Origin of the sequence: Pseudomonas sp. DWP3-1-2, assembly GCF_049896285.1 — a bacterium.
In the GTDB taxonomy this organism is placed as follows: Bacteria; Pseudomonadota; Gammaproteobacteria; order Pseudomonadales; family Pseudomonadaceae; genus Aquipseudomonas.
The window spans coordinates 267,370-290,727 of the sequence record NZ_JAFCTZ010000004.1 but is presented as its reverse complement, the minus strand read 5'-3'; the positions used below and the strand labels follow the sequence as shown (position 1 = coordinate 290,727).

At 60.4% G+C, this 23,358-nt stretch carries 23 protein-coding genes and 1 riboswitch; of the genes, 13 read left to right on the top strand and 10 right to left on the bottom strand.

Annotated features, from left to right (window positions below; translation table 11 throughout):
- The first annotated feature begins 76 nt into the window (after nt 1-76).
- Nucleotides 77-1,012 carry a LysR family transcriptional regulator gene (locus ACP7B0_RS13200; protein WP_426141840.1) on the top strand — a complete coding sequence of 312 codons (936 nt, stop codon included), beginning with the start codon at nt 77-79 and terminating at the stop codon, nt 1,010-1,012.
- Here the strand turns inward: ACP7B0_RS13200 and ACP7B0_RS13195 are convergent.
- Nucleotides 965-1,927 carry a DMT family transporter gene (locus ACP7B0_RS13195; protein WP_426141839.1) on the bottom strand — a complete coding sequence of 321 codons (963 nt, stop codon included), beginning with the start codon at nt 1,925-1,927 and terminating at the stop codon, nt 965-967. The two genes, ACP7B0_RS13200 and ACP7B0_RS13195, sit on opposite strands and share 48 nt — an antisense overlap.
- A gap of 100 nt (nt 1,928-2,027) precedes the next feature.
- Here ACP7B0_RS13195 and ACP7B0_RS13190 point away from each other — a divergent pair, with 100 nt between their 5' ends.
- Together ACP7B0_RS13190 and ACP7B0_RS13185 are read left to right on the top strand one after the other, a co-directional pair.
- Nucleotides 2,028-2,897: a LysR substrate-binding domain-containing protein gene (locus ACP7B0_RS13190; RefSeq protein ID WP_426141838.1), complete on the top strand. Its 870-nt coding sequence runs from the start codon at nt 2,028-2,030 to the stop codon at nt 2,895-2,897.
- Between the two features lie 150 nt (nt 2,898-3,047).
- A complete protein-coding gene (locus ACP7B0_RS13185; RefSeq protein WP_426141889.1) occupies nt 3,048-4,010 on the top strand; it encodes an alpha/beta hydrolase in 963 nt (320 codons plus the stop codon).
- On the opposite strand, the gene ACP7B0_RS13180 is transcribed toward ACP7B0_RS13185, so the two are convergent.
- The 4 genes from ACP7B0_RS13180 to pcsA all read right to left on the bottom strand — a co-directional run bounded on the left by ACP7B0_RS13180 (nt 4,011) and on the right by pcsA (nt 6,709).
- Nucleotides 4,011-4,742: a CatB-related O-acetyltransferase gene (locus ACP7B0_RS13180; protein WP_426141837.1), complete on the bottom strand. Its 732-nt coding sequence runs from the start codon at nt 4,740-4,742 to the stop codon at nt 4,011-4,013. It lies immediately after the preceding gene.
- A gap of 183 nt (nt 4,743-4,925) precedes the next feature.
- Nucleotides 4,926-5,669, bottom strand: coding sequence for a DUF72 domain-containing protein (locus tag ACP7B0_RS13175; protein WP_426141836.1), 744 nt, complete (start codon nt 5,667-5,669; stop codon nt 4,926-4,928).
- Nucleotides 5,670-5,680: 11 nt separating this feature from the next.
- Nucleotides 5,681-5,851 (bottom strand): hypothetical protein, encoded by a 171-nt coding sequence (locus ACP7B0_RS13170; RefSeq protein ID WP_426141835.1) that lies wholly within the window; start codon nt 5,849-5,851, stop codon nt 5,681-5,683.
- A gap of 138 nt (nt 5,852-5,989) precedes the next feature.
- Nucleotides 5,990-6,709 carry a phosphatidylcholine synthase gene (gene pcsA, locus ACP7B0_RS13165; protein ID WP_426141888.1) on the bottom strand — a complete coding sequence of 240 codons (720 nt, stop codon included), beginning with the start codon at nt 6,707-6,709 and terminating at the stop codon, nt 5,990-5,992.
- A 185-nt stretch (nt 6,710-6,894) separates the two neighbouring features.
- Nucleotides 6,895-7,085, top strand: a riboswitch (cobalamin riboswitch).
- 208 nt (nt 7,086-7,293) lie between these two features.
- Here pcsA and ACP7B0_RS13160 point away from each other — a divergent pair.
- The 3 genes from ACP7B0_RS13160 to ACP7B0_RS13150 are packed head-to-tail and all read left to right on the top strand — an operon-like array spanning nt 7,294 to nt 10,138.
- Nucleotides 7,294-8,310 carry an ABC transporter substrate-binding protein gene (locus ACP7B0_RS13160; RefSeq protein ID WP_426141834.1) on the top strand — a complete coding sequence of 339 codons (1,017 nt, stop codon included), beginning with the start codon at nt 7,294-7,296 and terminating at the stop codon, nt 8,308-8,310.
- Entirely contained in the window at nt 8,307-9,350 is a 1,044-nt protein-coding gene (locus ACP7B0_RS13155; protein WP_426141833.1) for a FecCD family ABC transporter permease, read from the top strand. Before ACP7B0_RS13160 ends, ACP7B0_RS13155 begins: the two co-directional genes overlap by 4 nt.
- Nucleotides 9,347-10,138 carry an ABC transporter ATP-binding protein gene (locus ACP7B0_RS13150; protein WP_426141832.1) on the top strand — a complete coding sequence of 264 codons (792 nt, stop codon included), beginning with the start codon at nt 9,347-9,349 and terminating at the stop codon, nt 10,136-10,138. The genes ACP7B0_RS13155 and ACP7B0_RS13150 overlap by 4 nt, the downstream gene beginning before the upstream one ends.
- A gap of 56 nt (nt 10,139-10,194) precedes the next feature.
- Here ACP7B0_RS13150 and ACP7B0_RS13145 read toward each other — a convergent pair whose 3' ends face one another.
- Both ACP7B0_RS13145 and ACP7B0_RS13140 read right to left on the bottom strand, forming a co-directional pair.
- The gene (locus ACP7B0_RS13145) at nt 10,195-10,683 is read right to left on the bottom strand and encodes a GNAT family N-acetyltransferase (protein WP_426141831.1); all 489 of its coding nucleotides are present in this window, start codon (nt 10,681-10,683) and stop codon (nt 10,195-10,197) included.
- A gap of 53 nt (nt 10,684-10,736) precedes the next feature.
- On the bottom strand, nt 10,737-11,624 hold the full coding sequence (locus ACP7B0_RS13140) for a LysR family transcriptional regulator (protein WP_426141830.1): 888 nt from the start codon (nt 11,622-11,624) through the stop codon (nt 10,737-10,739).
- 141 nt (nt 11,625-11,765) lie between these two features.
- On the opposite strand from ACP7B0_RS13140, the gene ACP7B0_RS13135 reads away from it, so the two are divergent.
- Complete coding sequence (locus tag ACP7B0_RS13135) at nt 11,766-12,233, top strand: multidrug/biocide efflux PACE transporter (protein ID WP_426141829.1); 468 nt, start codon at nt 11,766-11,768, stop codon at nt 12,231-12,233.
- A 5-nt stretch (nt 12,234-12,238) separates the two neighbouring features.
- Here the strand turns inward: ACP7B0_RS13135 and ACP7B0_RS13130 are convergent, their stop codons facing one another.
- Nucleotides 12,239-13,390, bottom strand: coding sequence for an MFS transporter (locus ACP7B0_RS13130; protein ID WP_426141828.1), 1,152 nt, complete (start codon nt 13,388-13,390; stop codon nt 12,239-12,241).
- 142 nt (nt 13,391-13,532) lie between these two features.
- Complete coding sequence (zapE, locus tag ACP7B0_RS13125; protein ID WP_426141827.1) at nt 13,533-14,651, bottom strand: cell division protein ZapE; 1,119 nt, start codon at nt 14,649-14,651, stop codon at nt 13,533-13,535.
- Nucleotides 14,652-14,867: 216 nt separating this feature from the next.
- On the opposite strand from zapE, the gene ACP7B0_RS13120 reads away from it, so the two are divergent.
- From ACP7B0_RS13120 to efeO (ACP7B0_RS13095), 6 genes are all read left to right on the top strand, one after another.
- Nucleotides 14,868-16,313 carry a SulP family inorganic anion transporter gene (locus ACP7B0_RS13120; protein WP_426141826.1) on the top strand — a complete coding sequence of 482 codons (1,446 nt, stop codon included), beginning with the start codon at nt 14,868-14,870 and terminating at the stop codon, nt 16,311-16,313.
- A gap of 124 nt (nt 16,314-16,437) precedes the next feature.
- Nucleotides 16,438-17,589 carry a class C beta-lactamase gene (ampC, locus tag ACP7B0_RS13115; protein WP_426141825.1) on the top strand — a complete coding sequence of 384 codons (1,152 nt, stop codon included), beginning with the start codon at nt 16,438-16,440 and terminating at the stop codon, nt 17,587-17,589.
- Nucleotides 17,590-17,995: 406 nt separating this feature from the next.
- Nucleotides 17,996-18,859 carry an iron uptake transporter permease EfeU gene (efeU, locus tag ACP7B0_RS13110; RefSeq protein ID WP_426141824.1) on the top strand — a complete coding sequence of 288 codons (864 nt, stop codon included), beginning with the start codon at nt 17,996-17,998 and terminating at the stop codon, nt 18,857-18,859.
- Between the two features lie 8 nt (nt 18,860-18,867).
- Nucleotides 18,868-20,076, top strand: coding sequence for an iron uptake system protein EfeO (gene efeO / locus ACP7B0_RS13105; protein ID WP_426141823.1), 1,209 nt, complete (start codon nt 18,868-18,870; stop codon nt 20,074-20,076).
- Between the two features lie 88 nt (nt 20,077-20,164).
- Nucleotides 20,165-21,484: an iron uptake transporter deferrochelatase/peroxidase subunit gene (gene efeB / locus ACP7B0_RS13100; RefSeq protein ID WP_426141822.1), complete on the top strand. Its 1,320-nt coding sequence runs from the start codon at nt 20,165-20,167 to the stop codon at nt 21,482-21,484.
- 49 nt (nt 21,485-21,533) lie between these two features.
- Nucleotides 21,534-22,358 carry an iron uptake system protein EfeO gene (gene efeO / locus ACP7B0_RS13095; protein ID WP_426141821.1) on the top strand — a complete coding sequence of 275 codons (825 nt, stop codon included), beginning with the start codon at nt 21,534-21,536 and terminating at the stop codon, nt 22,356-22,358.
- 122 nt (nt 22,359-22,480) lie between these two features.
- Here efeO (ACP7B0_RS13095) and ACP7B0_RS13090 read toward each other — a convergent pair whose 3' ends face one another.
- Complete coding sequence (locus tag ACP7B0_RS13090; RefSeq protein ID WP_426141820.1) at nt 22,481-23,149, bottom strand: polysaccharide lyase family 7 protein; 669 nt, start codon at nt 23,147-23,149, stop codon at nt 22,481-22,483.
- Nucleotides 23,150-23,358: the final 209 nt, after the last annotated feature.

Below are 23,358 nucleotides of genomic sequence, written 5' to 3'. Positions count from 1 at the left end.
GCATTCTGTGAATTTGCATTTACATAAGGCAGCGTTCATAAATACTGAACACCAATAACAACAAATGGACACCCCCATGCACTTCGACCTGGCCGACCTTCGCCTCTTTATTCATATCGGCGAATCCCCCAGCCTGACCCAGGGCGCACGTCGCGCGTTTCTCTCGCCTGCGGCTGCCAGCGCGCGGATCAAGGCACTGGAAAGCCAGTTCGATACGCGCCTGTTGTACCGCGACAGCCGTGGGGTTGAGCTCACGCCCGCTGGTCAGCGGTTGCTCAAGCACGCACGGCTGATCATGCGTCAGGTGGACTATCTGAAAAGTGAATTCACCCGCTACGGCATCGACTCGGCCGGGCACATTCGCATCTTCGCCAACACCACGGCGGTGACCGAGTTTCTCCCGGAAGTGCTTGCCGGTTTCCTCGCCCAACGGCCTGGCGTCACCGTCGACCTGCAAGAACGCTTGTCCCGGGATATCGTGCGCGGCGTGCTTGATGGCAGCACCGACATGGGGATTATCGCCGGACCAGTGGAAGCGGCCGGCTTACAGGTCATGCACTTCAGCACTGATCGTCTGGTGCTGGCGGTGCCAGTGGGCCACGCGCTGGCAAGCCAAAGCCCGATCACCCTCAAGCAGACCCTGAGCTACCAGCACATTGGTTTGCATGAGGGCAGCACGCTGCTGAGTTTCCTGCGCGATCACGTCGAGCGCCTGGGTCAGAACCTGTCGCTGCGGATTCAGGTGTCAAGCTTCGAGGCCATCTGTCGGATGGTGGAAGCCGGCGTGGGGATTGGCATCATTCCCGAGTCGGCCGCGATCCGGCACAGCCACACCATGAAACTGGTAACGGTGCAGCTGGACGAACCCTGGGCGGTGCGCGAACGCAGCATTCTGGTCCGCGAGCTGGACGCCCTGCCCGGCACCGTTCGGGCGTTGATCGCAACCTTGATGCCGGATGTCGAGCTAGACCCGGACCTCGACCTGGACAGCGCGCCGCCTGAGAAACGGTAACCCGGCCAAGGTCAGCGCCACGCCCAGCAACGCGCTCATGGCCAAGGGATCATCGAATTGCAGGTATGCCCAGATCATCGTCACCGGCGGCGTCAGAAACAGCGCGCCGCTAATACTCTGCAACGTAAAGCGGTGCAGGCACAGCCAGTAAAACCCGTAGCCCCCCAGCGTGGAAAACACCACCAGCCAAAGCACGCCAAAGCCAAAACCGGCGGTCATGACCGGCCGCAGGCTGCCTTCCTGCCAAGCCAATACGGCAAACACCGGCAAGGCGACACACGCTTGAACGAACAGCCCCAATAGCCCCGGCAGCGGCGGATGCCGCGACTGCTTCTGATAGATCGTCGCCATCGCCAATGAGGCGACCGCCAGCAGCGGCAACGAATACGCCCAGACCGACGCCCTGGAAAACTCCAGGCTGCTGCCGCTGGCAATCAGCATACCCACCAGACACAACATGACGCCCAGCCATTGCCAGCCCCGCGTCGCCTGACCGGGGACGAAGCCCGCCAGCAGCACAATGCTCAACGGCAGCAGGTTGGCGAGCAACGAACTGGTGCCCGGCGCAACACCCAACGCAATGGACTGGGCGATAGGCGCGATGTAACCCGCAATGCCCAGCAAGCCCACCACACTCTGGTCCACCCAGTTGCGCCAGCTCAACAGGCGCAACCGGGTCCACACCAACGGCAGCAACAGCAAAACCGCCAGCACAAAACGCCAGAAGGTGGCGAGCATCACCCCGCCCGCTTCCGAAACGTAGCGGTAGCCGATAAACCCGGAGCTCCAGCTCAGCACCATGGCGATCAGCAGCAAGCCACTGACCCACCTCGCTCCGGTGAAATACGGCTTGGAACGGGTCAGCGGTTCGTTTCCACAAACACTGACGTTGACATCACCTCCCTGCGCACTCATCAAGCAATCCCCTATGCATGGCATGAGCCTGATGGTATGAATGAACCCGTAATTCAATCAAACGAGATGATAAGCATCACTGATGCAGGATTAATGCACCATGCAAAGCACTCTGGATATTGATCTGCTGCGTACGTTTCAGGCGGTGGTGCGTTTCGAACAGTTCCTGGCGGCCGCCACGTTTCTCAACCGCAGCCCTTCAGCCGTGAGCCTGCACATTCGTCGTCTTGAAGACATCACCGGCGGGCGGCTGCTGGAGCGGGACAACCAGACCGTCACCTTGACGCCCCTGGGTCGCCGCTTCGCCTTACAGAGCGCGGAGTTATTGCAATTGCACGACCGAATGCTGGCCGGTTACCACGAACCCATGGTCGCTGGCCGAGTGACGCTGGGGATCTCCGAGGAATACGCAGGGGCGATGCTGCAATGCCTGTTAGGCCCTTTGTCCGAGGGGTTTCCCCAGATTGAACTGGAAGTCGAGACGGCTTCTAGCGGACGCCTGCATAACCGTCTGCAACGGGGCAAAATGGACTTGGCGCTGGTGGTCGAACCCTTGGATGCACCGAATACAGGCAAGCCGCCGCTGTTCCGTTTCGGCACCACCGAGCCCGTGTGGGTCGCGGCTCACAGCTATCAGGCCAATCCTGAAAAACCGCTGCCGCTGGCACTGCATGGCAAAGGTTGTCCCTATCGCAGCGTGGCGATAGATGCGCTGACCCGCGAGGGTAGACCCTGGCGCACCATGGTGATGAGCGCAGGCACCAGCGCCCTGGAAACCACCATCTGCGCGGGTCTGGTCATCGGCATCATCGACCGGTCCAGGGTCAGCCCGCAGATGCGCATTCTCACCGAAGACGACGGCTTGCCGAAATTGCCGTTGCATGAACTGCAACTGGTCAAGGCACCCGGTCCACCCAGTGCCGCGTGCGACGTGTTGATCCGGTTGATCGGGGATCGGTTTCGGGTGTGAGCCCCGTAGGTGTGAAGCCGGTTCTCCTGAGCGTTGCACCGCTCCCGGGGCGCCCGCCCCCGGCAATATCCTGTAACCAACCGACTGATCGGCAGCATGACAACATCGTTACAGTCGGCACTTGGCTACTTCGTTGGAGAGGCTGCGTTCATGCCTTATTTTTCCCTGGCGCGCTTCAAGGCGCGCTGGTTCGTCTGGTCGTGCATGGTTTTGCTGATCGTCGGTCTGCCGGCAGGTTGCGCGGTGCTACAGCACACCGAGCGGGAGCTGGTCTTTCGTATCGAGCCCGGTACTGCCAGTTGGTACCGCGGGCTGCCCGACGGTGTGCAGGAGCTTGAGCTCAAGGCGCCGGATTTCGGCGCGACGCAGAATATCCATGCCTGGTGGTGGCCGACCAATCGCAAGGACGCGCCCGCCGTGCTGTACCTGCATGGCTCACGCTGGAACCTCACCGGCCAGTTGTTTCGCATCGAACAACTGCGCGCCCTGGGTTTCTCGGTGCTGGCCATCGACTATCGCGGTTTCGGTCAGAGCCAGGGGCGATTGCCCTCCGAAGCCACGGTTTATGAAGATGCCCGCGTCGCCTGGGAGCGTCTGAAAGTCCTCCAACCTGATCCACGCCAACGGCTGATTTACGGGCATTCATTGGGGGGTGCCGTGGCGGTTGATCTGGCCGCTGAACTGGGCCGCGACACCCGGAACAGCACCCGGCCCGCTGAGGCCCGTGGCCTGATTATCGAGTCCACCTTCACCAACCTGGCGGACGTGGCCACCGTCGTGGCCAATACGGCGTTGCCGGTGCGCTGGTTGTTGTCGCAGAAATTCGACTCCATCGACAAAATCGCCGACATCAACATGCCGCTGCTGATCGTGCACGGAACCGAGGACCGCTACGTGCCCTCGCGTTTCAGTGAAGAGCTTTATGCGGCGGCCCAGGAGCCGAAAAAACTGCTGCTGGTGCCGGGCGGCACCCACAACAACAGCATGAGGCTGGGTCGACAAGCCTATGACAAAGCGATTGAGGCGCTGTTCAGATCTCGCGAGCAGTCGACTCATGCCGCAAACGCTGAATCCAGAACAGGCGCGGAGACGGCGAACCTGCCCCGAGGCTGATCACTGCGGTTCCACATGACTCACGTTGAACGGCCTGCTGCGCACCACCACCTGCCCCGGATGACAGGCCGGCGCGACGTTGCCATCCAGTTCCCTGAGCAACGCCTGCGGGTCCTCGATGGGTAAACCGGCCAGTTGCTGTGGGGGCAGGTTCCACCATTGGCTGGCCAGCAGACCGTCAATGGTGGCCTGATCGAAACGGTACCGCACCACGTGCGCCGGTGAGCCAACTGCAATGGCGTAAGGCGGAATGTCCTTGTTGACCAACGATTGCGCGCCGATGACCGCGCCCGTGCCGATGGTCACGCCCTCCAGAATCAGCACGTCCATGCCGATCCACACATCGTGGCCGATGCGGGTCTGCTTCACCCCATCGTGATGCGGGGCAATACCGCCCTGCTTCTGGCGCAGGCTCACCAGCCCGCTATGGGACGTCAGCCCGCTCAGCGGATGGGACCTACGGTTCTGACCAATGGTGACGTTCTTCGCAATCGAGCAATAGCGCCCGATACAGGAGACGTCATGCAGTTCGGAGCCGCTGACAATATCGGTGTAGGCACCGATGGTCAGTTGGCGAGACAGAATCTTGATTCGATGCAGCTTCACGCCGTGTTCCAGCGTCAGCTCAGTATCGCGACGCAGGCCTTTAATCCCGCTGTCCAGACGGCACTGATTCTTCGAAAGCGCTTTCTTCAGCTTTCTGTCCAATAGCGCTCGTTTGAAGAAGTTCATGGTCCGGTTTCCACAGATAACAGGTGGGCCGGCGACTCCAGGACACTAATAGAGTTTTCCTACGTCAGCCTAGGTGTAATCCCACACAAAGTCGGGAATCATCGCACATGCAGCGCGAATCCCAAAAGTTGTTCGTGGCGAGGGCTCCCCACGACTGCCCGCAACACCCAGCGCGTCAGCGCCCTATACGCCCGCCAACAGCCCCTGCAATTCCAAGGCATTGCCCACGGCAAAACCACTGGCAGTGTTATCGAAGATGCACCAGACAGTCCTATTGCTGCGGTGGGAATCCAGCAGGTCGGCGGCCAGCGTTTGCAATCGGGAATGTTCATAAGCGCTGTGGTAAATACGCGGCGCACCATGCAGACGCCAGTAACGCACGCCTTGCCAGCCGCCCGGTGTCATATGGCTCGTAATAGGCGACGGGTCTGCAGCCACCCGGCCGACGCGCTGCTCTACCAGCAAATCCTCAGCGTTCAGCCAGCTTGGGTGTCGCGGTTCAACAACGACGCTGCCTGAAAAACGCGCTCGCAGTGCCTGAAAAAAAGCCTGCGCGACTTGAGGGTCAAACGCCAGCGACGGTGGCAACTGGACCAACAAGCAACCCAGCTTTTCGCCAAGCCCGCTGCATTGCGCCATGAATTCGTCCAAGGCTTGGTCGCAGCCCTGCAAGCGTCCTTCGTGGGTGATCGACTTGGGGGCTTTGACCGAAAACCGAAAACCATCCGGCACCGAATCGGCCCAGCGGACGTAAGTTTGAAAACGGTGGGGGCGATAAAACGAGCTATTGATTTCAACCCCGGAAAAACGCGAGGCGTAGCGCTGCAAGTGGGAACCCGGCTCAGCAAAAGCCGGCCATTGCTCCCGAGGCAGGCTCCAGCCAGCGCAGCCCACATAAACAGGCGATGGCGGAGGATCATGACGCATCAGCAACCCTGCTAGCTCGGCGTGCCAGAACCGTCATTGCCCGCGATATCCGGATCATCCGGTTCCACTTCGTTGTCCTCGGCGTTGCGCACGTCATCGTCAGGGCGCGCCTCGTGCTCGGGTTCCCCAGGATCAGGAGCCGGCGATTCGGGGGTTTGGGTAGCGACAGGTCGAGTGCTCATGGTGCCCTCACAAAAACAAGTCAATGAATGGACTGACTTGATTTGGAAAGGGCTGCATGGCGGGAGTTCGAACTTACTGGACGACCGGTGATGATGTGGCGAGCGAAACATTACCGCCACTCGTGCTCGCCACCCGCATCAACCCCGCAATTTCCCTAGCCATTCCAGCGAAGTTCGCCACAGGCAAATACCCAGGAAGTAAGCCGACATCGCCAGCCAGACAATCATTACCGTCGGGCTTTGGGCCGGATGATCGATCACCAGCAAGGCGCTGCACACCAGCCAGACGGTGGTGACGGTGATGTTCAGCGGCATCAGGCGGCGCACGCGAAACGGGTGCAGGAATTTCATGCGTGTCAGGGTCAGCAGCGCCAAGCCGAAGATGGTCAGCAAGGCCACCCATGGGCCCGGCGAAATGATGTAGATGCACAGCGCTGCCACGTTCCAGGCGGCGGGAAAACCCTGGAAATAGTTGTCTTTGCTTTTCATTTCCAGGTTGCAGAAACAAAACAGCGAAGACACCAGAATCACTGCCGTACAGAGCAATGTGGTGTGGTCCGGCAGATCAATGTAGTGGTAGATGAACAGCGCAGGAATAAATACGTAGGTCAGGTAGTCGATGACCAGATCAAGCACCGACCCGTCGAAACCCGGCAATACTGTCTGGACGTTGAATTTGCGCGCCAGGGAGCCATCGACTCCGTCCACCACCAGCGCCAGGCCCAGCCAGAGCAGGCAGGCCTTGGGCTGGTCTTCAAACAGCGCGATGGTTGCCATGAACGCTATGACCACGCCGGTAGCGGTGAAAGCATGTGCACCCCAGGCTTTGAGCCAGGCCGTGCGTTGAGTCGATATCACAGGGAGCATCTCCGAAAAATAAGGCAGGCTGGGCGTCGTCATGCCGATTTTTAATCGGCACCCTCAGTCAGCGTGCATGTATCGACCGACTGGCGGTCGATAAGGTTCACCGATCCGTCATCATACGGCCATCCTCGGGCCAGAAACTGGCCCGCGGTAAAACTTCCCCGGTCCGGTTGTAATCCATTACCATGCCGCCCGTCGGTTCCCAAACGGGATTAATAGGGAATCCATGATGGCCTATGGTCATTAACCGGAACTGCCCCCGCAACTGTAGATGCAGAGCCGCTCCTTTATGCCACTGGGTCCGCCCGGGAAGGTGGGAGCATGGCGATGACGCATCAGTCAGGAGACCTGCCGACTCAGGACTGCCCGAAAAAAGACCGCGCGCGAGCGTGCGATCCTGTTTTGTGCAGCCTGGCAATTGACCCACCGGCGGGGTGTCCGGGGAGGACTTTCGTCAGAACGGGTACATGACCGTTTGCTGCCGGACCGGCCATGGCTCGTCGCCAGCAACGGCGGCTGATGTTTCTCCTGCCCTCACACCGCCGTCCGGACACGTGTTCGAATGGAGATAGCGTTTCATGCCCTTGCCTCGCCTTGTCGTATTGCTTGCCAGTGCGGGATTTTCCGCGCTGACCCTGGCCGCCGGTCCGACGCACTATCCGTTGACTGTCGATAACTGCGGCGTGCCATTGACGTTCAATAAAGCGCCGGGCAAAGCCGTGACCATCGGTCAGGCTGGCACTGAAATCCTCTACTCCCTGGGGCTGGCCGATAGAGTGGTCGGCACGTCGCTGTGGTTCAACACGGTGCTGCCGCAGTTCAAGGACGTGAACGACCGTATCCTGCGCCTGGCCAACAACGAGCCCAGTTTTGAATCGGTGATCAGCAAACGTCCTGACCTTGTGCCGGTGCAGTTTGAATGGATGGTCGGCCCGCAAGGCGCTGTGGGCACCCGCGAGCAGTTCAGCGAACTGAATATCCCGACGTACATCATGCCTTCCGATTGCGAGGGCAAAGACAATCTGATCGGTGCCGATGGCACGCGGCTCAAGCCCTTTTCCGTCGACAGCCTCTTCAAGACCGTGACGCAGCTGGCGCAGATTTTTGACGTGCAAGACCGTGGCGATGAATTGACCGCACACTTGCGTGCTGGCCTCGCCAAGGCTCAGGCCAGTGTCAAGGCCAAGCAGTTGACGGACGCTTCGGCGCTGTTCTGGTTTTCCAGCGCAGACCTGAAGGTTGACCCGTTTGTGGCCGGCCGCAAGGGTGTTCCGGGGTTCATGATGGATACGCTGGGGCTGCGTAACGTGGTCGAGTCGGATGAAGAATGGCCCACCGTGGGCTGGGAAACCATCGCCAGGGCCAACCCCACGGTGATCGTGATCGCCCGCATGGATCGCCGTCGCTTCCCCGCTGATGACTTCCAGAAAAAACTCGACTTCCTGAAGACCGATCCTGTGACCCAAAACATGGACGCGGTGAAACACAATCGCATCGTGATCCTTGATGCCGACGCCATGCAGGCCTCGGTGCGCATGTTTGACGGCATCAACGAACTGGCCGACGCCATCGACCGGGTTGACCTGAGCCAATGAGAGCCGTGACCGGCGGCCAGGTCGTGCGCAGGGTATGTCTGCACGCGGCCTGGGTCATCCCTGTTTTGCTGGCCGCGATATTGGCGGGCATTGCCATCGGTGAAACGCCGGTCAGCCTGTCGTTGGTGTTTCAAGTGCTGGCCAATAAGTTGTGGGGGGCCGGTTTTGTGCTGGATCCCATTGATGAAGGCATTGTCTGGAACTACCGCCTGACCCGTGCGCTGGTGGCAGCGGCATGCGGCGCGGGCCTGGCGATTTCCGGGGTGGTGCTGCAATCGCTGCTGCGCAACCCGCTGGCTGATCCCTACCTGTTGGGGATTTCTGCCGGGGCTTCAACCGGCGCCGTGCTGGTCTCGATTATCGGGCTGGGCGCGGGTGCCATCTCGCTGTCCATGGGTGCCTTTGGTGGGGCAATCGCGGCCTTCGCCTTGGTCGCCTTGCTGGCGCGCAGCACCGGCGCGGTCAGTGGCAGCGGGCAGATCATTCTGGCAGGCATCGCGGGTTCACAATTGTTCAACGCTTTGACTTCATTTCTGATTACCAAGTCGGCCAGCTCTGAACAGGCCCGGGGCATCATGTTCTGGTTGCTGGGCAGCCTCAGCGGCGTGCGCTGGCAGTCGGTGACGCTGGCGGTGCCGGTGGTGTTGATCGGGCTGGGCATTTGCCTCTGGCATCGTCGCGCGCTGGATGCGTTCATGTTCGGCAGCGATTCGGCGGCGGCCCTCGGCATTCCGGTACGACAGGTTCAGGTGGTGCTGATCGCCACGGTGGCGCTGGTGACGGCCGTCATGGTGTCGCTGGTGGGCTCCATTGGCTTCGTCGGTCTGGTGGTCCCCCATGCCGCACGGCTGTTGGTCGGGGTGCGCCACGGGCGGCTGATCCCCCTCAGTGCCTTGAGTGGCGCGCTGTTCCTGATCGCCGCTGACGTGTTGTCACGCACGGTTATCAAGGGCCAGGTGCTGCCCGTCGGCGTGATCACAGCGCTGATCGGTGCGCCGGTATTTGCCGTGATCCTGATAAAAGCCAAGGGCGGTCGATGAATAGCCTGCAAACGCCTGAAGCGCACAACCACGTGCTGTCCTGCTCGAACCTGAGCTGGTCAGTCAAGGGCACGGCCATCGTCAAAAGCGTCAACCTGGAGCTGAAGCGCGGGGAAACACTGGGCTTGATCGGCCCCAACGGCTCCGGCAAATCCAGCCTGCTCAAGCTGCTTTCGGGCATCAAGGCGCCCGCTGAAGGCCAGATCCACCTCAATGGCAGGGTTCTGGCCCACATGGCGCGCCGTGATATCGCGCAAATGATCGCGGTCGTCGAGCAGCAGGCTGAAACCTCGGATGCCATCAGTGTGCTGGACGCCGTGGAACTGGGCCGCACGCCCTGGCTTTCGGCGCTGACGCCATGGTCCAGTGCCGACGATGAAATCGTGCAGCAGGCATTGGTCGATGTGGACATGGCCGACAAACGCAAGCGTGCCTGGCACAGCCTTTCCGGTGGCGAGCGTCAGCGGGTTCACATCGCCCGCGCCCTGGCCCAGCGTCCGCAAATCCTGCTGCTGGACGAACCCACCAACCACCTGGATATCCAGCATCAGTTGAGCATTCTGGGTTTGGTGCGATCTTTACCCGTCACCACGCTGATTGCGTTGCACGACCTGAATCAGGCACTGGCCTGCGATCGGTTGGCGGTGATGGACAAGGGCCATTTGATCGCCATCGGTGCTCCGGCGCAGGTGCTGACCTGTGAGCGGCTGCGGGATACCTTCGGCGTTGAAGCTCACTACCTGATCGATCCCCACGACGGCGCACGGATTTTACGGTTTCGGTCATAGACGCCGATCACCACGGCAGTGTTACAACCCACTCAACGGCCTGCCGGGCATCGCCGTCACACTCCGCACGCCATATGCGTTGTGCGCCAGACCGGATCGTCTTCCACATCGATCACCTCAAACCCCTGCCGTTGCCAGAAGCCGACAGCGCCGGGCAAAAACGGATGGGTGTGCAGATACAACACTTCAACACCCTGCTCCATCGCGTGCGCCTTGAGGGCGAGGAAGATCCGGGTCGCCAGACCTGATCGGCGAAACGCTGGAATGACGAACAGCCGGACGATTTCCACCACCCGGCGCTGCCCCAAATCCAGCTGGCCAAATCGTTTGTCGTAGGGCAGATAGCCAATGGCGGCGACAATCTGCCCGTCGCATCGGGCAATCAGAAAGTGCCCGCCTTCGTCTTCAAGGTACACCTGAGCAAAGTTCGCCAGATCCGCTGGCAGGTCAGCACCCTCCAGCATCGGGAAAATGTCTGACCGGGCGCGCAGCACAAAGTCCAGCACGGCCGGGACGTCTTGCTGTTCGACAGGATTGATAACCATCAGTGAGCGACCTCGTTAGAACCCACGCCCTTTGAAAGCATGACCTACACCCCCTACCGCTCGCCGCGATGCCGGGTAAACGTCTCCAACAGCCAGGCGCCCGCAGGTCCCAGGCTGCGCTGCCGGGACCAGATGACATCGACGGCGGAGCTGCGCGGCCAGCCGGGAACCTGCAACTCTTTCAACTTACCGCCGGCGTACCCCTTGACCAGCCACCGGGGCAATGCCGACCAGCCGAAGCCGAATGCCGCCATGTCCATCAACAGCAGATAGTTGGGGGCCGACCATGGCCGATGACCGCTGACGGGCAGGTCGTCCGTGGGCACGCTCTGGTCCACCAGTGTGTTCAGGCGCAGCGCCCGATGGGCCGCCAGCTTCTGGTAGTCCACCTGTTCCTCGGCAGCCAATGGGTGTTTGTGCCCGACAAAGAGCCCGAAATCGGCCCGCTCGGCAATGGTCGCGTAGCCGATTTCCGGCGGGTAACTGGGCTGCGCCGACAACAGCCCCAGGGATGCGCGGCCCGACTGGATCAGGTTGATCGCATCACCGTGCTCGGCAAACACACACTCAAGCTCCAGTTCGGGAAAACGCTGGTCCAGTTCGGCCATGCGGATCTCGAAGTCGGCGAACTGATTGGCGTCGGACAACACCAGCGTCAGGCGCGGTTCCATCCCTTGGGCCAGCCGCCCTGCGGCCCGGCGCAGCTTGTCCGAAGCGGCCAGCACGTCTTCGATGCGCCCGAGCATGGCCTTGCCCGCTTCGGTAAGGACCGGTTGCCGGGACGAACGGTCGAACAGCGCCAGGCCCAGGTCTATTTCCAGACGGGAGATAGCCTCGCTGATGGTTGACTGGCTCTTGCCCAGACGCCGTGCAGCAGCGCTGAAAGAACCCAGCGCGACGACCTGGGCGAAGGCCTCAAGGGCTTCGGGTGAATAGCTCATGGACACCTTGTATCGGTTTTTCCGATGGAAAGTATTTTCACTTTAGCGCAATGACCGATGAGAATGCACCCCGTGCTTGTCATGCGGGTGAACCAAATCCCGAGCCAGCGCACTCCAGGTAACTCGAAAGGTCAAGAAACCATGCAACACACCCTCCCGACAAAATCCATCAAGGAGCGCGCCCTGCACGCGCTGCTCTTCGAGCTCATCGGCGTGTTGCTGTTTGCGCCCTTGCTGGCGTGGCTGTTGGGTTACTCGCTGGGCAAGATGGGCGCGATGACGGTGATGATTTCCACCGTGGCCATGCTGTGGAACATGCTGTTCAATGCGCTGTTCGACCGCTTGCGACGCAGGCTTGGGTTTGCCCTGTCGCTCAAGGCGCGTATCGCCCATGCTCTGGGTTTCGAGGGCGGCCTGATTCTGGTGGTGGTTCCGCTGGCGGCCTGGTGGCTGTCCATTGGCTGGCTCGAAGCCTTTCTGCTGGATGTAGGCCTGCTGCTGCTTTTTCTGCCGTACACCTTGGGGTTCAACTGGCTGTACGACCACGCACGGGAGCGCATCATCCAGCGTCAATTGCAGGCCGCGCCCAACCCGACGCGGCCGCTCTGACCGTTTCAGGCCTTCAGCCGACTCCCGCCCGCCGCCACGCCCAGCAACATCACCGCGACGATCAGGAACGCCAGTTCCAGGCTGCTGACGTGGGCAATGAAACCGATCGCCGCCGGGCCTACCAGAATCCCCGCGTAGCCCAACGTGGTGATCGCCGGAACGGCCACGTTTTCCGGCATGCTTTTCTGGCGGCCGACCGCGCTGTAGCAAACCGGGACAATATTGGAACAACCTGCGCCCACCAGCGCGTAACCCAACAGCGCGGCTTCCCATGACGGAACCAAAGTGGCCAGCGCCAAACCTGCCGACGCGCACAGGCCGCCGAGAATGATCACCCGACTGGGGCCGACCCGGCGCACGATGGCGTCGCCAAAAAAACGCCCGAGGGTCATGGTCAGGGCGAACACCGCGTAGCCCAGCCCGGCATAGGATGTTTCAACGCCGCGCAGGGAGCTGAGGAACACCGCGCTCCAGTCGAGCATCGCGCCCTCGGTGAGGAACACCGTGAAGCACAGCAGACCAATGAACAGCACCACGCCCCGAGGGATGGCGAACGGCGGGCCATCGGTTTCGCTGCCGTAGGTCAGCAGATGAGGCGCAGCCTTGAACAGGCAAAGCGCCACAAACGCCACCACGATCAACATCGACAGCCACGGTGAAGCGCCAAGGCTCAACAACCCGGCGACCCCCGCCGCACCGGCAATGCCGCCCAGGCTGAACAGGCCGTGAAAGCCGGACATCATGGTTTTGCCGCTGGCCCGCTCGACAATGATTGCCTGAATATTCACCGTGCAATCCAGCGCCCCCATGCTGGCGCCGAACACAAACAATGTGGCGATCAACAGCGGCAAACTGGAAACCGTCGCCAATAGCGGCAGACACAGACAGATGAGCGCCGTTGAGATGACCAGCACACGCCGGCAGCCAAACCGCACTGCCAAGGCCCCCGCCAGCGGCATGGCGATGATCGAGCCGACACCCAGGCAGAGCAACAATAAGCCCAGGGTGCCTTCATCCAGCCCGACGCGGGCCTTGGCATAAGGCACCAAGGGCGCCCAGGCCGCGAGGCTGAAACCGGCAATGAAAAACGCCACTCGGGTAGAAAACTGTTCCAGTCGTCCCACCGCAATCGGTGCAGGGGTGCTGATGGAAGTCATGCAAGCTCCTTGAGAACAAACACCCGTCAGGCTTGGCCGGGCAAGCGCAGCAGCCTGGCACAGGTCTTGGGTTATCGAACGGTGACGTGGCGGATTTTTTCAGTGACGAGTAGCCCCTGCGCAGCGACAAACCCGATGCTCATCAGGCAATGCCAAAGCGCTCCAGTTGCATCTCCTGCAGACGGCTCAAGGTGCGGCGGAACGCGAAGGACAGATAGCCTTCGCAATACAGCTGCGCCATGGGCACTTCAGCCTCGACGAACAGCGGCACGCGCCGGTCGTAGCATTCGTCCACCAACGCAATGAAACGCCGCACCCCATCGTCATGGGGCGACAACTGCGGCAATTCCCGGTCGCCCGCCACAACCTGCTCCACCGCATCTTCGGTGCCACGGGCGATCTTGCCTTCACGTTGGGGCGCGCTCAACGCCGGTACTTCACTGACCATCAATGCCGAAAAACGATCACACAGTTCGATGAAATCCATGGCCGCCAACGGTTGTTCACACAACTCGGCGTAACGGCACCACAGCACGGTTTCGCTATTGCGCACGCAATTGATCGTGCGATGCCCAACCGGCACCGGATCGGTGGAGGCTGTCTGGCCGGCGCTGAGCGCCTCGAAAACCGCTTCCAGCGCGCTCCCCTGGCCCGGCTCGGTGACCCAGTAACGCTGATGCAGTTGCCCCGGATGCAGCCGATGATCTTCGCCACCGTCCACCGTGACCACATTCATGTAGCGGTCGATCGCGGCAATGGCTGGCAGGAACCGCTCGCGGTTGTGACCGTGGCTGTACAGTTCATCGGGAGGCTGATTCGACGTGCAGACCAGCACCACTCCCTCCTCGAACATCACCTGCAACAGCCCGCCCAGAATCACCGCATCGCCGATGTCATTGACGAACAGCTCGTCAAAACACAAAACGCGCACATCCCGGGCCAGCTCCCTGGCCAGCACCTGCAGCGGTTTGGCGGTGCCCATCAATTCGAACATGCGCTTGTGCACCCAGCGCATGAAGTGATGAAAGTGCTGGCGTCGGGCCGGGACGGTCAGGCTGTCAAAAAACCGGTCCATCAACCAGGTTTTGCCCCGCCCGACCGGCCCCCACAGATAAACACCTTTGGCCGTTCCCGGTTTTTTGCCCAAGGCCAGATAGCAGGTTTCCAACTCCTGGGCGGCGCGCAATTGTGCCGGGTCCGGTTGGAAACCGCGTTGCTCGAGCGCTTGCTGGTAAGCCTGCAAAGGGGACACGACACTCATCCGGAACCACCGCTCGCCTGGGTAAAGCCCGCAATCATAAGGGAGGAGCGAAGGTGTTCGCGAGGCGATTTTCCGGAATATTCCTGACCGCCGCCTCGCCAACACGTTGGCTCATGCAGCCCATGAATGCTGGCCGACCCGCTTCGCATTCCGTAACATCACTCCTTTTTTGCGCCCCAGGCAGCTGCCCAGTCTGCCTTGCACGTCAGGTAAACCATGAAACCAGCTCGTATACGTGCCGATGTTCTGGCCGGACTCACTACATCCTTTGCTTTGGTACCGGAGTGCATCGCCTTCGCCCTCGTCGCCCACCTCAACCCGCTGATGGGGTTATACGGTGCGTTCATTATCTGCACCTTGACCGCGTTGTTCGGTGGCCGGCCGGGGATGATTTCCGGTGCTGCCGGGTCAATGGCGGTGGTCATCATCGCGCTGGTGGTCCAGCAAGGCGTGCAGTATTTACTGGCCACGGTACTGCTGGGCGGCATCCTGATGGTGCTGTTCGGCCTGCTGCGATTGGGCAAACTGATCCGCCTTGTGCCGTACCCGGTGATGCTCGGCTTCGTTAACGGCCTGGCGATTGTGATTGCCCTGGCCCAACTGGAGCACTTCAAGACCGGTGAAACCTGGCTCAGTGGCGGGCCGCTTTACCTGATGCTCGGTCTGGTTGCACTGACCATGGCCATTGTCTACCTGCTGCCGCGCCTGACCCGTGCAGCGCCGCCGGCACTGTTCGCGATTCTGGGCGTCGGCCTTTTGGTTTATCTGTTCGACCTGCCGACCCACACCCTGGGTGATATGGCCCACATCGCCGGTGGCCTGCCAAGCCTGGCATTGCCTGCTGTGCCCTGGAATCTGGAAACCCTGCGCATCATCGCGCCCTACGCCGTGCTGATGGCACTGGTCGGATTGCTGGAAACCCTGCTGACCCTGAACCTGACCGATGAGATCACCGAAAGCGCTGGCCGGCCGGATCGCGAATGCATTGCCCTGGGCGTGGCGAACATGGCATCCGGCGTGTGTGGCGGCATGGGCGGATGCGCGATGATCGGGCAGACCGTCATCAACCTCAACTCGGGCGGACGAGGTCGGCTGTCCGGGGTCGTGGCTGGCGTAATGATCCTGATGTTTGTGCTGTTTCTCTCGCCGCTGATCGAAGAAATTCCCTTGGCGGCGCTGGTGGGCGTGATGTTCGTGGTGGCCCAGCAAACCTTCGCCTGGGCTTCGCTGCGGGTGCTGCGCAAGGTCCCGGCACATGATGTGCTGGCGATCATTGCCGTGACGGTGGTGACCGTGTTCACCGACCTGGCTACGGCGGTGCTGTTCGGGATCATCATCGCCGCGATCAATTTTGCCTGGCAGCAAGCCCGTGAGCTGTACGCCGACGCGTATCTGGAAGCAGACGGCAGCAAATTGTATCGGTTGCACGGCACGCTGTTCTTCGCCTCTACCACGCCATTTCTGAACCAGTTCACCCCTGGGGACGATCCCGCAATGGTGACGCTGGACTGCCGCCATCTGAGCTTCATCGACTACTCGGCCATCGCGGCCCTCAAGACCTTGCGTGAGCGCTACAGCAAGGCTGGCAAGCATCTGCGGGTGGTGCATTTGTCCGAGCGCTGCAAGCAACTGCTCAAGCGTGCCGGGATTCAACACGTTTGAACCGAGCTTCGCCCGGCGGCAACGGATCGTCGCGACGGGCGGTAAGGCTGTGATAAAAAGCTGTTCCAGCGGCATCAAGATGCCGCCCGCTTTCATGGTCCCCTCAGCAACCGAGGCACAATGCATGTCACCGATCACCCCCTCCCCCTTCAAGGCGCTGTTCGTCGCTGGCGCCTTGGTATTCGGCGCTCAGGCCAAGGCTGATGCAACAACCACGGACGCAAGCGTGGCCAATGAAGCGCGGTCGGTTATGCAGCAGTACAACATCCCCGGCCTCGCCATCGCACTCACCGTCGAGGGCCAGCAACGCTTTTACAACTTCGGAGTGGCCTCGAAAGAAACCGGGGCAAAAGTCACCCGCGACACCCTGTTTGAACTCGGCTCCATCAGCAAAACCTTCACCGCGACCCTGGCGACCTACGCTCAGGCCGAGGGCAAGCTGTCTCTCGACGATCATCCGGGCAACTACCTGCCAGAACTAAAAGGCAGCGCGTTTGACGAAGTGACGTTGCTGAATCTGGGCACCCACACCGCCGGTGGCTTTCCGTTGCAGGTGCCGGACAAGGTGCAAAACACTCAACAGCTCATGGAATACTTGAAGGACTGGCAGCCGCAGTACGTGGCGGGGTCCAACAGAACCTACGCCAACCCTAGCATCGGCATGCTGGGTCTGATCACGGCCAAGGCCATGAACCTGCCGTTTGAACACGCCATGGAACAGCAACTGTTGCCCCGGTTGGGTTTGCACAATACCTGGCTGAATGTACCGGCAAGCAAGATGCCTCTCTATGCCCAGGGCTACAGCAAACAGGATCAACCGATCCGGTTGCAGGGCGGCGTGCTGGGTGCCGAAGCCTATGGCATGAAATCCAGCGCCAGCGACCTGCTTCGTTTTGTCGAGGCGAATATGGATGTTGTTCAAATCGAGCCGAACCTCAAGCAGGCTCTGACACAAACACATACGGGCTATTTCAACGTGGGCGGGATGACCCAGGATTTGGTCTGGGAGCAATACGCTTACCCGGTATCCATTGAGGCGCTGCTGGCAGGCAACGCCAACACGATGGCCTACGAAACCCGGCCCGCCACAGCGCTCAACCCGCCACTCGCCCCGCAGCAAAACGTCTGGATCAACAAAACCGGTTCCACCAATGGCTTTGGGGGCTACGTAGCGTTTGTGCCGGAGAAGAAAATCGGCGTGGTGATCCTGGCCAACAAAAACTACCCCAATGAAGCGCGGGTGAAGCTGGCGTACGGGATTTTGAGCGGGTTGTGAATCCTAACCGCAGACGCATGTTTGCATGTTGACCGCCACGCCCAACGGATGAGTGACTCCGGCTTTTGCTATTCGCTGTTGCCTTTCGCTCGTCCATGCCGCGCTCACCCAAACACCGCCAAGCGCGATTCGGGAGTCAGCACCGAAACTGCCGATGTTGCCGCCCGATTCGAAACGCGACGCCCACCGCAATGACCCCCTCACGGATCAGCGCTGCCAACTGCTGATCATCGCCTGACGTCCCTTCCTGAACCGATACTGAACGAGAATGCGAAACCAATCTCATTCAAAAAAACAACTATGCGCATTCAATAATGAGTATCATTATGTTACACATTGTTTCAGGCCATGGTCCTTCTCCATGCAGCTGAAACGAATCAGCCTACCGCAATGACCCTGGTGAAACATGCTCGTTCCTTTTTTGATCATGCTGCGCGAAGGAATTGAAGCCGCGCTTATCGTTGGCATCATCGCCAGTTACCTGAGACAGACCGGTCGCGGAGAATGGATGCCCGCCGTGTGGATTGGCGTTTTCCTCGCGGCGGCACTGGCACTTTTCGTGGGCGGTGGCCTGGAAATGGTCAGCGCTGAATTCCCGCAAAAACAGCAGGAATTGTTCGAAGGCGTGGTCGGCCTCGTCGCCGTGGGCATCCTCAGCTCCATGGTGTTCTGGATGCGTAAGGTCGCTCGTTCGATCAAGCATTCCCTGCACATGTCCCTGGACGCCGCCCTGGCCGGTTCGAAAAACCAGACCTACGCGCTGATCGCCATGGTGTTCTTCGCCGTGGCCCGGGAAGGGCTGGAAACCGTGTTTTTCCTGCTCGCCGTGTTCCAGCAAAGCGAAGGCCCGAGTGCGCCTCTGGGTGCCCTGCTCGGTCTGATCCTGGCGGTTGCCGTGGGGTTTGCGATCTACAGCGGCAGCATGCGCCTGAACCTCAGCCTGTTTTTCCGCTGGACCGGCCTGTTCATTCTGGTGGTCGCCGCCGGGATCCTCGCCAACTCAGTGCAGGCACTGCATGAAGCCGGCCTCTGGAATCACTTGCAGACCGTGGTCTTCGATTTCAGCGCCACGCTGCCAATGGACGGGCCGACCGGTTCGATTCTGGCAGGCATGTTCGGCTATCAGGATGCACCCACCGTCAGCACTCTCAGTGTGTATCTGATCTACCTGATCGTCGCGCTGGTGCTGTTCTTTCTGCCCAGCGCCCCGGTGGTGAGTCTGCCCACCCGGCCTGCGCATCCGCACTCATCTTCAGCTACGAACGAATAAGGGCACACATGTCGAATCGTCCCACAGGGCTATCAGAGAAAGCCAAGCCTCCCCGCGCCTTGCGATTGGCCGTCGCCGGTTCCGTGGTCCTGATGATCGCGGCAGGCGGGCTGTTTTACTACGCCTCACAGAACGCCATGAAAAAACGCGCCGCCAACACTCAGGCAGAAACCGTGGTCACCCTCCACGCCCATGCGTGCGAGCCCAATGACCTGACCGTTGCAGCGGGCAAGAACGCGTTCCGTATCGTCAACCGCTCCGAACGCGCCGTGGAATGGGAAATCCTTGATGGCGTGCTGGTGGTCGAAGAGCGGGAAAATATCGCGCCGGGCTTGAGTCAGGTGATCAACGCCAACCTGATGCCAGGCGATTACGCGATCACCTGCGGTCTGCTGAGCAATCCGCGGGGCACGCTGCACGTCACGCCCACGGCCGAGTCAGACGCCAACGCCAAGGCCCGCCCTTCCATGGTCGCGTTCATTGGCCCACTGTCCGAATACCGCGTGTACTTGAGCATGCAAGGCTCTGCGCTGATCAAAGCCGTCACGGCATTGCAGCAAGCGATTGAAGCCGGCGACTTGAATGCCGCCCAAGCCGCCTATGGCCCGGCTCGCGCCGCTTACCAGCGCATTGCCCCGGCGGCCCAGCGCTTGTCCGAACTGGACAACGCCATCAATGCCCGCGCCGATTACTACGAAAAACGCGAACAGGACCCCGGCTTCAGCGGCTTCCACCGCATCGAGTACGCGCTGTTCGAGAAGAAAACCGTGGACGGCCTGACGCCTGTCGCGCAACGCCTGCTCACCGACGTCACCTCGCTCAAGCAACAACTGTTGGCCCAGAGCCTGGCGCCTGAGCAACTGGCGAGCATCGTCGTACGCACCATGCGCAGCCTGGCCGAAATCCGCGCCAACGGCGAAGAAGAACGCTACAGCCATCTGGACCTCAACGGCTTTGCGGCCAATCTGGAAGGCACGCGCAAGGTGGTCGACCTGATTCGTCCGCTGCTGGCGAAAAACTCCGGGGATCTGCTGCAGAAGATTGACAGCGCAGCGGCGGCACTGGACACCGAACTCAATGGCCTGAGCACTGACGCGGGCTACCGCCCTTACGATCAGGTCACGGCTGAGCAGCGCAAGCTGATCGCGGAAAAAGCCAAGGCATTGGCTGATGCACTTCAGGAAATCGATCCAGCACTGGGCCTGTCTGGCCTCTGACAAAAAGTGCGCCTCACGACGCTGAACTGTGCCTTGCTGGCCTCAAGTAGAGCCCTTTCACCCTGATTATCGAGCGAAGACTTATTCCATGAGCGACTCCGATACAAACAACGCCCCGCAGTCTGTCCAGCGTCGCCGCGTCCTGCTAGGCCTTGGTGCGGCGGGTGCCGCGTTGGCAGGCAGCAGCCTGAGCGGCAACGTGCTGGCAGCCGCTCAAACGCCAGCCCAGGTGACCGAAGCGCCAAAAAGCGAAAAGACCGAAGACCGCAACTCGTTTTACGGCGCTCACCAGACAGGCATCGTCAACCCGCGCCCCGCTTCGGGCATGTTGGTGGCGTTTGACGTGCTGGCCTCTGATCGTAAAGACCTGGAGCGCCTGTTCCGCACGCTCAATGAGCGCATTGCGTTCCTGATGACCGGTGGTCCCGTGCCGGAAGTCGATCCCAAGTTGCCGCCTCTGGACTCCGGCATCCTCGGGCCGGTGGTCACGCCGGACAACCTGACCATCACGGTTTCCGTGGGCGAATCCTTGTTCGACGAGCGTTTTGGCCTGCAAGCGGTCAAGCCCAAGCGCCTGAGCCGGATGGTGGGTTTTCCCAACGACGCACTGGAGGCCGACAGCTGCCACGGCGACTTGAGCATCCAGTTCTGCGCCAACAGCGCCGACAGCAACATTCACGCCCTGCGCGACATCGTGAAGAACCTGCCGGACCTGCTGCTGGTGCGCTGGAAACAGGAAGGCAGCGTGCCGCCGCAAGCGCCGAAAAAGCCGGGGCAACCGCCGGAAAGCGCGCGTAATTTTCTCGGTTTCCGCGATGGCTCCGCCAACCCGGACTCCAATAACCAGAAGGCCATGAACGAGCTGGTCTGGGTGCAACCCGGCAGCGATGAACCGGCCTGGGCGGCCAACGGCAGTTATCAGGCTGTGCGCATCATTCGCAACTTTGTCGAACGTTGGGACCGCACGCCATTGCAGGAACAGGAAGGCATTTTCGGCCGAGTCAAAACCACCGGCGCGCCCATGGACGGCAAGGTTGAAACCGATGTGCCTGACTACGCGGCGGATCCCCACGGCAAGAAGACCAAGCTCGATTCGCATATTCGCCTGGCCAACCCGCGTACCGCCGAAACCCAGCGCAACCTGATCCTGCGTCGGCCTTTCAACTATTCCAATGGCGTCAACAAGAACGGCCAGCTCGACATGGGCCTGCTGTTCATCTGTTACCAGTCCGACCTGGAAAAAGGCTTCATCACCGTGCAGACCCGTCTCAACGGTGAGCCGCTGGAGGAGTACCTCAAGCCGGTCGGCGGCGGTTACTTCTTCACCTTGCCCGGCGTGGTCGATGCTCAGGATTTCATGGGTCGCTCGCTGCTGCAGGCAGCGGCCACGCCCGCTCGAACCGCGTGATTTCTTACTAAAACTGCGTATGCGCTACCACTTGAACAGGAAGAGTCCCATGAGAAAGTTGCCCTTTGCTTTGCTGCTCACCGCTGGCTTGCTGCAAACCCCCTTGTCGGCGTTTGCAACGACTGCTCCCCTTGACTTGGTAGGGCCAGTGTCGGACTACAAAATCTATGTCACTGAGCAAATCAGCGAGCTGGTCAGCCACACGCAGAAATTTACCGACGCCGTCAAGAAAGGCGACCTGGCGACGGCCAAGAAGCTCTACGCGCCCACTCGCGTGTTCTATGAAGAAATCGAACCCATGGCTGAGCTGTTCAGCGATCTGGATGCCGCTATCGATTCACGCGTAGATGACCATGAAGCCGGGGTGAACGCCGAAGATTTCACCGGTTTCCATCGCCTGGAGTACGCACTGTTTTCCCAGAACACCACCCAGGACCAAGGCCCGATTGCCGACAAGCTGATGGCCGACGTCAATGACCTGCAAACCCGCGTCAGTGGCCTGACCTTCCCGCCTGAAAAAGTGGTCGGCGGCGCTGCGGCACTGCTCGAAGAAGTGGCGGCCACCAAGATCTCCGGTGAAGAAGACCGATACAGCCACACCGACCTGTACGACTTCCAGGGCAACATCGACGGCGCCAAGAAAATCGTCGACCTGTTCCGCCCGCAAATCGAGAAATCCGATAAAGCCTTCGCCGACAAGGTCGACAAGAACTTCGCCACCGTGGATAAGATCCTTGCCAAATACAAAACCAAGGATGGCGGTTTCGAGACTTACGACAAGGTGAAGGAAAACGACCGCAAGGCCCTCATCGGCCCGGTCAATACCCTGGCAGAAGACTTGTCCACCTTGCGTGGCAAACTGGGTCTGAACTGAGTCGACTGATAACCCCGCCCAACCTTGAATACCGGCTTTAGCCGGGAGCCCCCTCCCGGCTAAGGTTGCTCCTGTATGCGCCCGCAAGCAGGCGTGTTAACCCTCCCCGCCACAAAACAACATCACGCCTTCTTATCGTGGTTGATCGTCAACTTGTAGAACGTCGCCGAGCCGCCTTCAGTGGCGTAGCCGGTGTTGTCCTGGGTATAAACCCCTGCCTTGAAATACAGCAGCTTGGTGCTCCAGGCCGAATCAAGCTTGACGTTCCACACAGCGTCCGACGCATTGACCGTGAGGTTGCCAGCCGGGGTCAGGTGAATGCTGTAGCTGAAGCGCTGATTCAAAGGCACGCCCTGGGCAATGGTGATGACCTCGATTTCCGCGTCCGGGCTGCGGCGGAATTTGGCGACGATGTTGCCTGTCTGAAGTTTTTCCTTGTACTGATATTCAACCTTGAGCAGCGGCTCCGTGCTCTGGTAGCAATGGATCTGCCCGATCACGATCTTGCCCGTGGACGGCACCTGATTGACCATCAGGGCGGCCCGCAGAAAATTGTCTGCCTGGGAGTACGTCCAGTTATTCACGCTGCCGTCTGCCTTGGTTTCCCGTAACTCGGTTCTGGGGTAGGTGGCGTTTGCAGTGCGCGAGCCCGTCACCGGTGCCCAGAAAAACAGGGTATTGCCCGACTGGAAATAGCCATCCTGATAACCCCCGAGCAGTTGCGGGGTATCAATGGTCTGGGCCGGCGTGCCGACAGGTATAGACAAGTTCCACATGGCGAGATCGATCATTGCATACTCACGAGGTGCGCTGGCGCACCGACAAAGTGTCTATATCGGGCTTTTACTGCCCACTGGCTTCGTCTGGAGTATCGGCTGGATATTCGGTTTAAATAGCAGCGACGACAGAGCATTGGCGTCAATAAAACAACACTTAATGACAAAGGCTATTATTTGGCCATTATTTGAGTCAGAACGTGTACCGATTCATTTGGATGGCA

Excerpts from the sequence above, each read along its gene's own strand:
- ACP7B0_RS13200 (WP_426141840.1), top strand. The coding sequence starts at position 77 with ATGCACTTCGACCTGGCCGACCTTCGCCTCTTTATTCATATCGGCGAA.
- ACP7B0_RS13195 (WP_426141839.1), bottom strand. The coding sequence starts at position 1,927 with ATGAGTGCGCAGGGAGGTGATGTCAACGTCAGTGTTTGTGGAAACGAA.
- ACP7B0_RS13190 (WP_426141838.1), top strand. The coding sequence starts at position 2,028 with ATGCAAAGCACTCTGGATATTGATCTGCTGCGTACGTTTCAGGCGGTG.
- ACP7B0_RS13185 (WP_426141889.1), top strand. The coding sequence starts at position 3,048 with ATGCCTTATTTTTCCCTGGCGCGCTTCAAGGCGCGCTGGTTCGTCTGG.
- ACP7B0_RS13180 (WP_426141837.1), bottom strand. The coding sequence starts at position 4,742 with ATGAACTTCTTCAAACGAGCGCTATTGGACAGAAAGCTGAAGAAAGCG.
- ACP7B0_RS13175 (WP_426141836.1), bottom strand. The coding sequence starts at position 5,669 with ATGCGTCATGATCCTCCGCCATCGCCTGTTTATGTGGGCTGCGCTGGC.
- ACP7B0_RS13170 (WP_426141835.1), bottom strand. The coding sequence starts at position 5,851 with ATGAGCACTCGACCTGTCGCTACCCAAACCCCCGAATCGCCGGCTCCT.
- ACP7B0_RS13160 (WP_426141834.1), top strand. The coding sequence starts at position 7,294 with ATGCCCTTGCCTCGCCTTGTCGTATTGCTTGCCAGTGCGGGATTTTCC.
- ACP7B0_RS13155 (WP_426141833.1), top strand. The coding sequence starts at position 8,307 with ATGAGAGCCGTGACCGGCGGCCAGGTCGTGCGCAGGGTATGTCTGCAC.
- ACP7B0_RS13150 (WP_426141832.1), top strand. The coding sequence starts at position 9,347 with ATGAATAGCCTGCAAACGCCTGAAGCGCACAACCACGTGCTGTCCTGC.
- ACP7B0_RS13145 (WP_426141831.1), bottom strand. The coding sequence starts at position 10,683 with ATGGTTATCAATCCTGTCGAACAGCAAGACGTCCCGGCCGTGCTGGAC.
- ACP7B0_RS13140 (WP_426141830.1), bottom strand. The coding sequence starts at position 11,624 with ATGAGCTATTCACCCGAAGCCCTTGAGGCCTTCGCCCAGGTCGTCGCG.
- ACP7B0_RS13135 (WP_426141829.1), top strand. The coding sequence starts at position 11,766 with ATGCAACACACCCTCCCGACAAAATCCATCAAGGAGCGCGCCCTGCAC.
- ACP7B0_RS13130 (WP_426141828.1), bottom strand. The coding sequence starts at position 13,390 with ATGACTTCCATCAGCACCCCTGCACCGATTGCGGTGGGACGACTGGAA.
- zapE (WP_426141827.1), bottom strand. The coding sequence starts at position 14,651 with ATGAGTGTCGTGTCCCCTTTGCAGGCTTACCAGCAAGCGCTCGAGCAA.
- ACP7B0_RS13120 (WP_426141826.1), top strand. The coding sequence starts at position 14,868 with ATGAAACCAGCTCGTATACGTGCCGATGTTCTGGCCGGACTCACTACA.
- ampC (WP_426141825.1), top strand. The coding sequence starts at position 16,438 with ATGTCACCGATCACCCCCTCCCCCTTCAAGGCGCTGTTCGTCGCTGGC.
- efeU (WP_426141824.1), top strand. The coding sequence starts at position 17,996 with ATGCTCGTTCCTTTTTTGATCATGCTGCGCGAAGGAATTGAAGCCGCG.
- efeO (WP_426141823.1), top strand. The coding sequence starts at position 18,868 with ATGTCGAATCGTCCCACAGGGCTATCAGAGAAAGCCAAGCCTCCCCGC.
- efeB (WP_426141822.1), top strand. The coding sequence starts at position 20,165 with ATGAGCGACTCCGATACAAACAACGCCCCGCAGTCTGTCCAGCGTCGC.
- efeO (WP_426141821.1), top strand. The coding sequence starts at position 21,534 with ATGAGAAAGTTGCCCTTTGCTTTGCTGCTCACCGCTGGCTTGCTGCAA.
- ACP7B0_RS13090 (WP_426141820.1), bottom strand. The coding sequence starts at position 23,149 with ATGATCGATCTCGCCATGTGGAACTTGTCTATACCTGTCGGCACGCCG.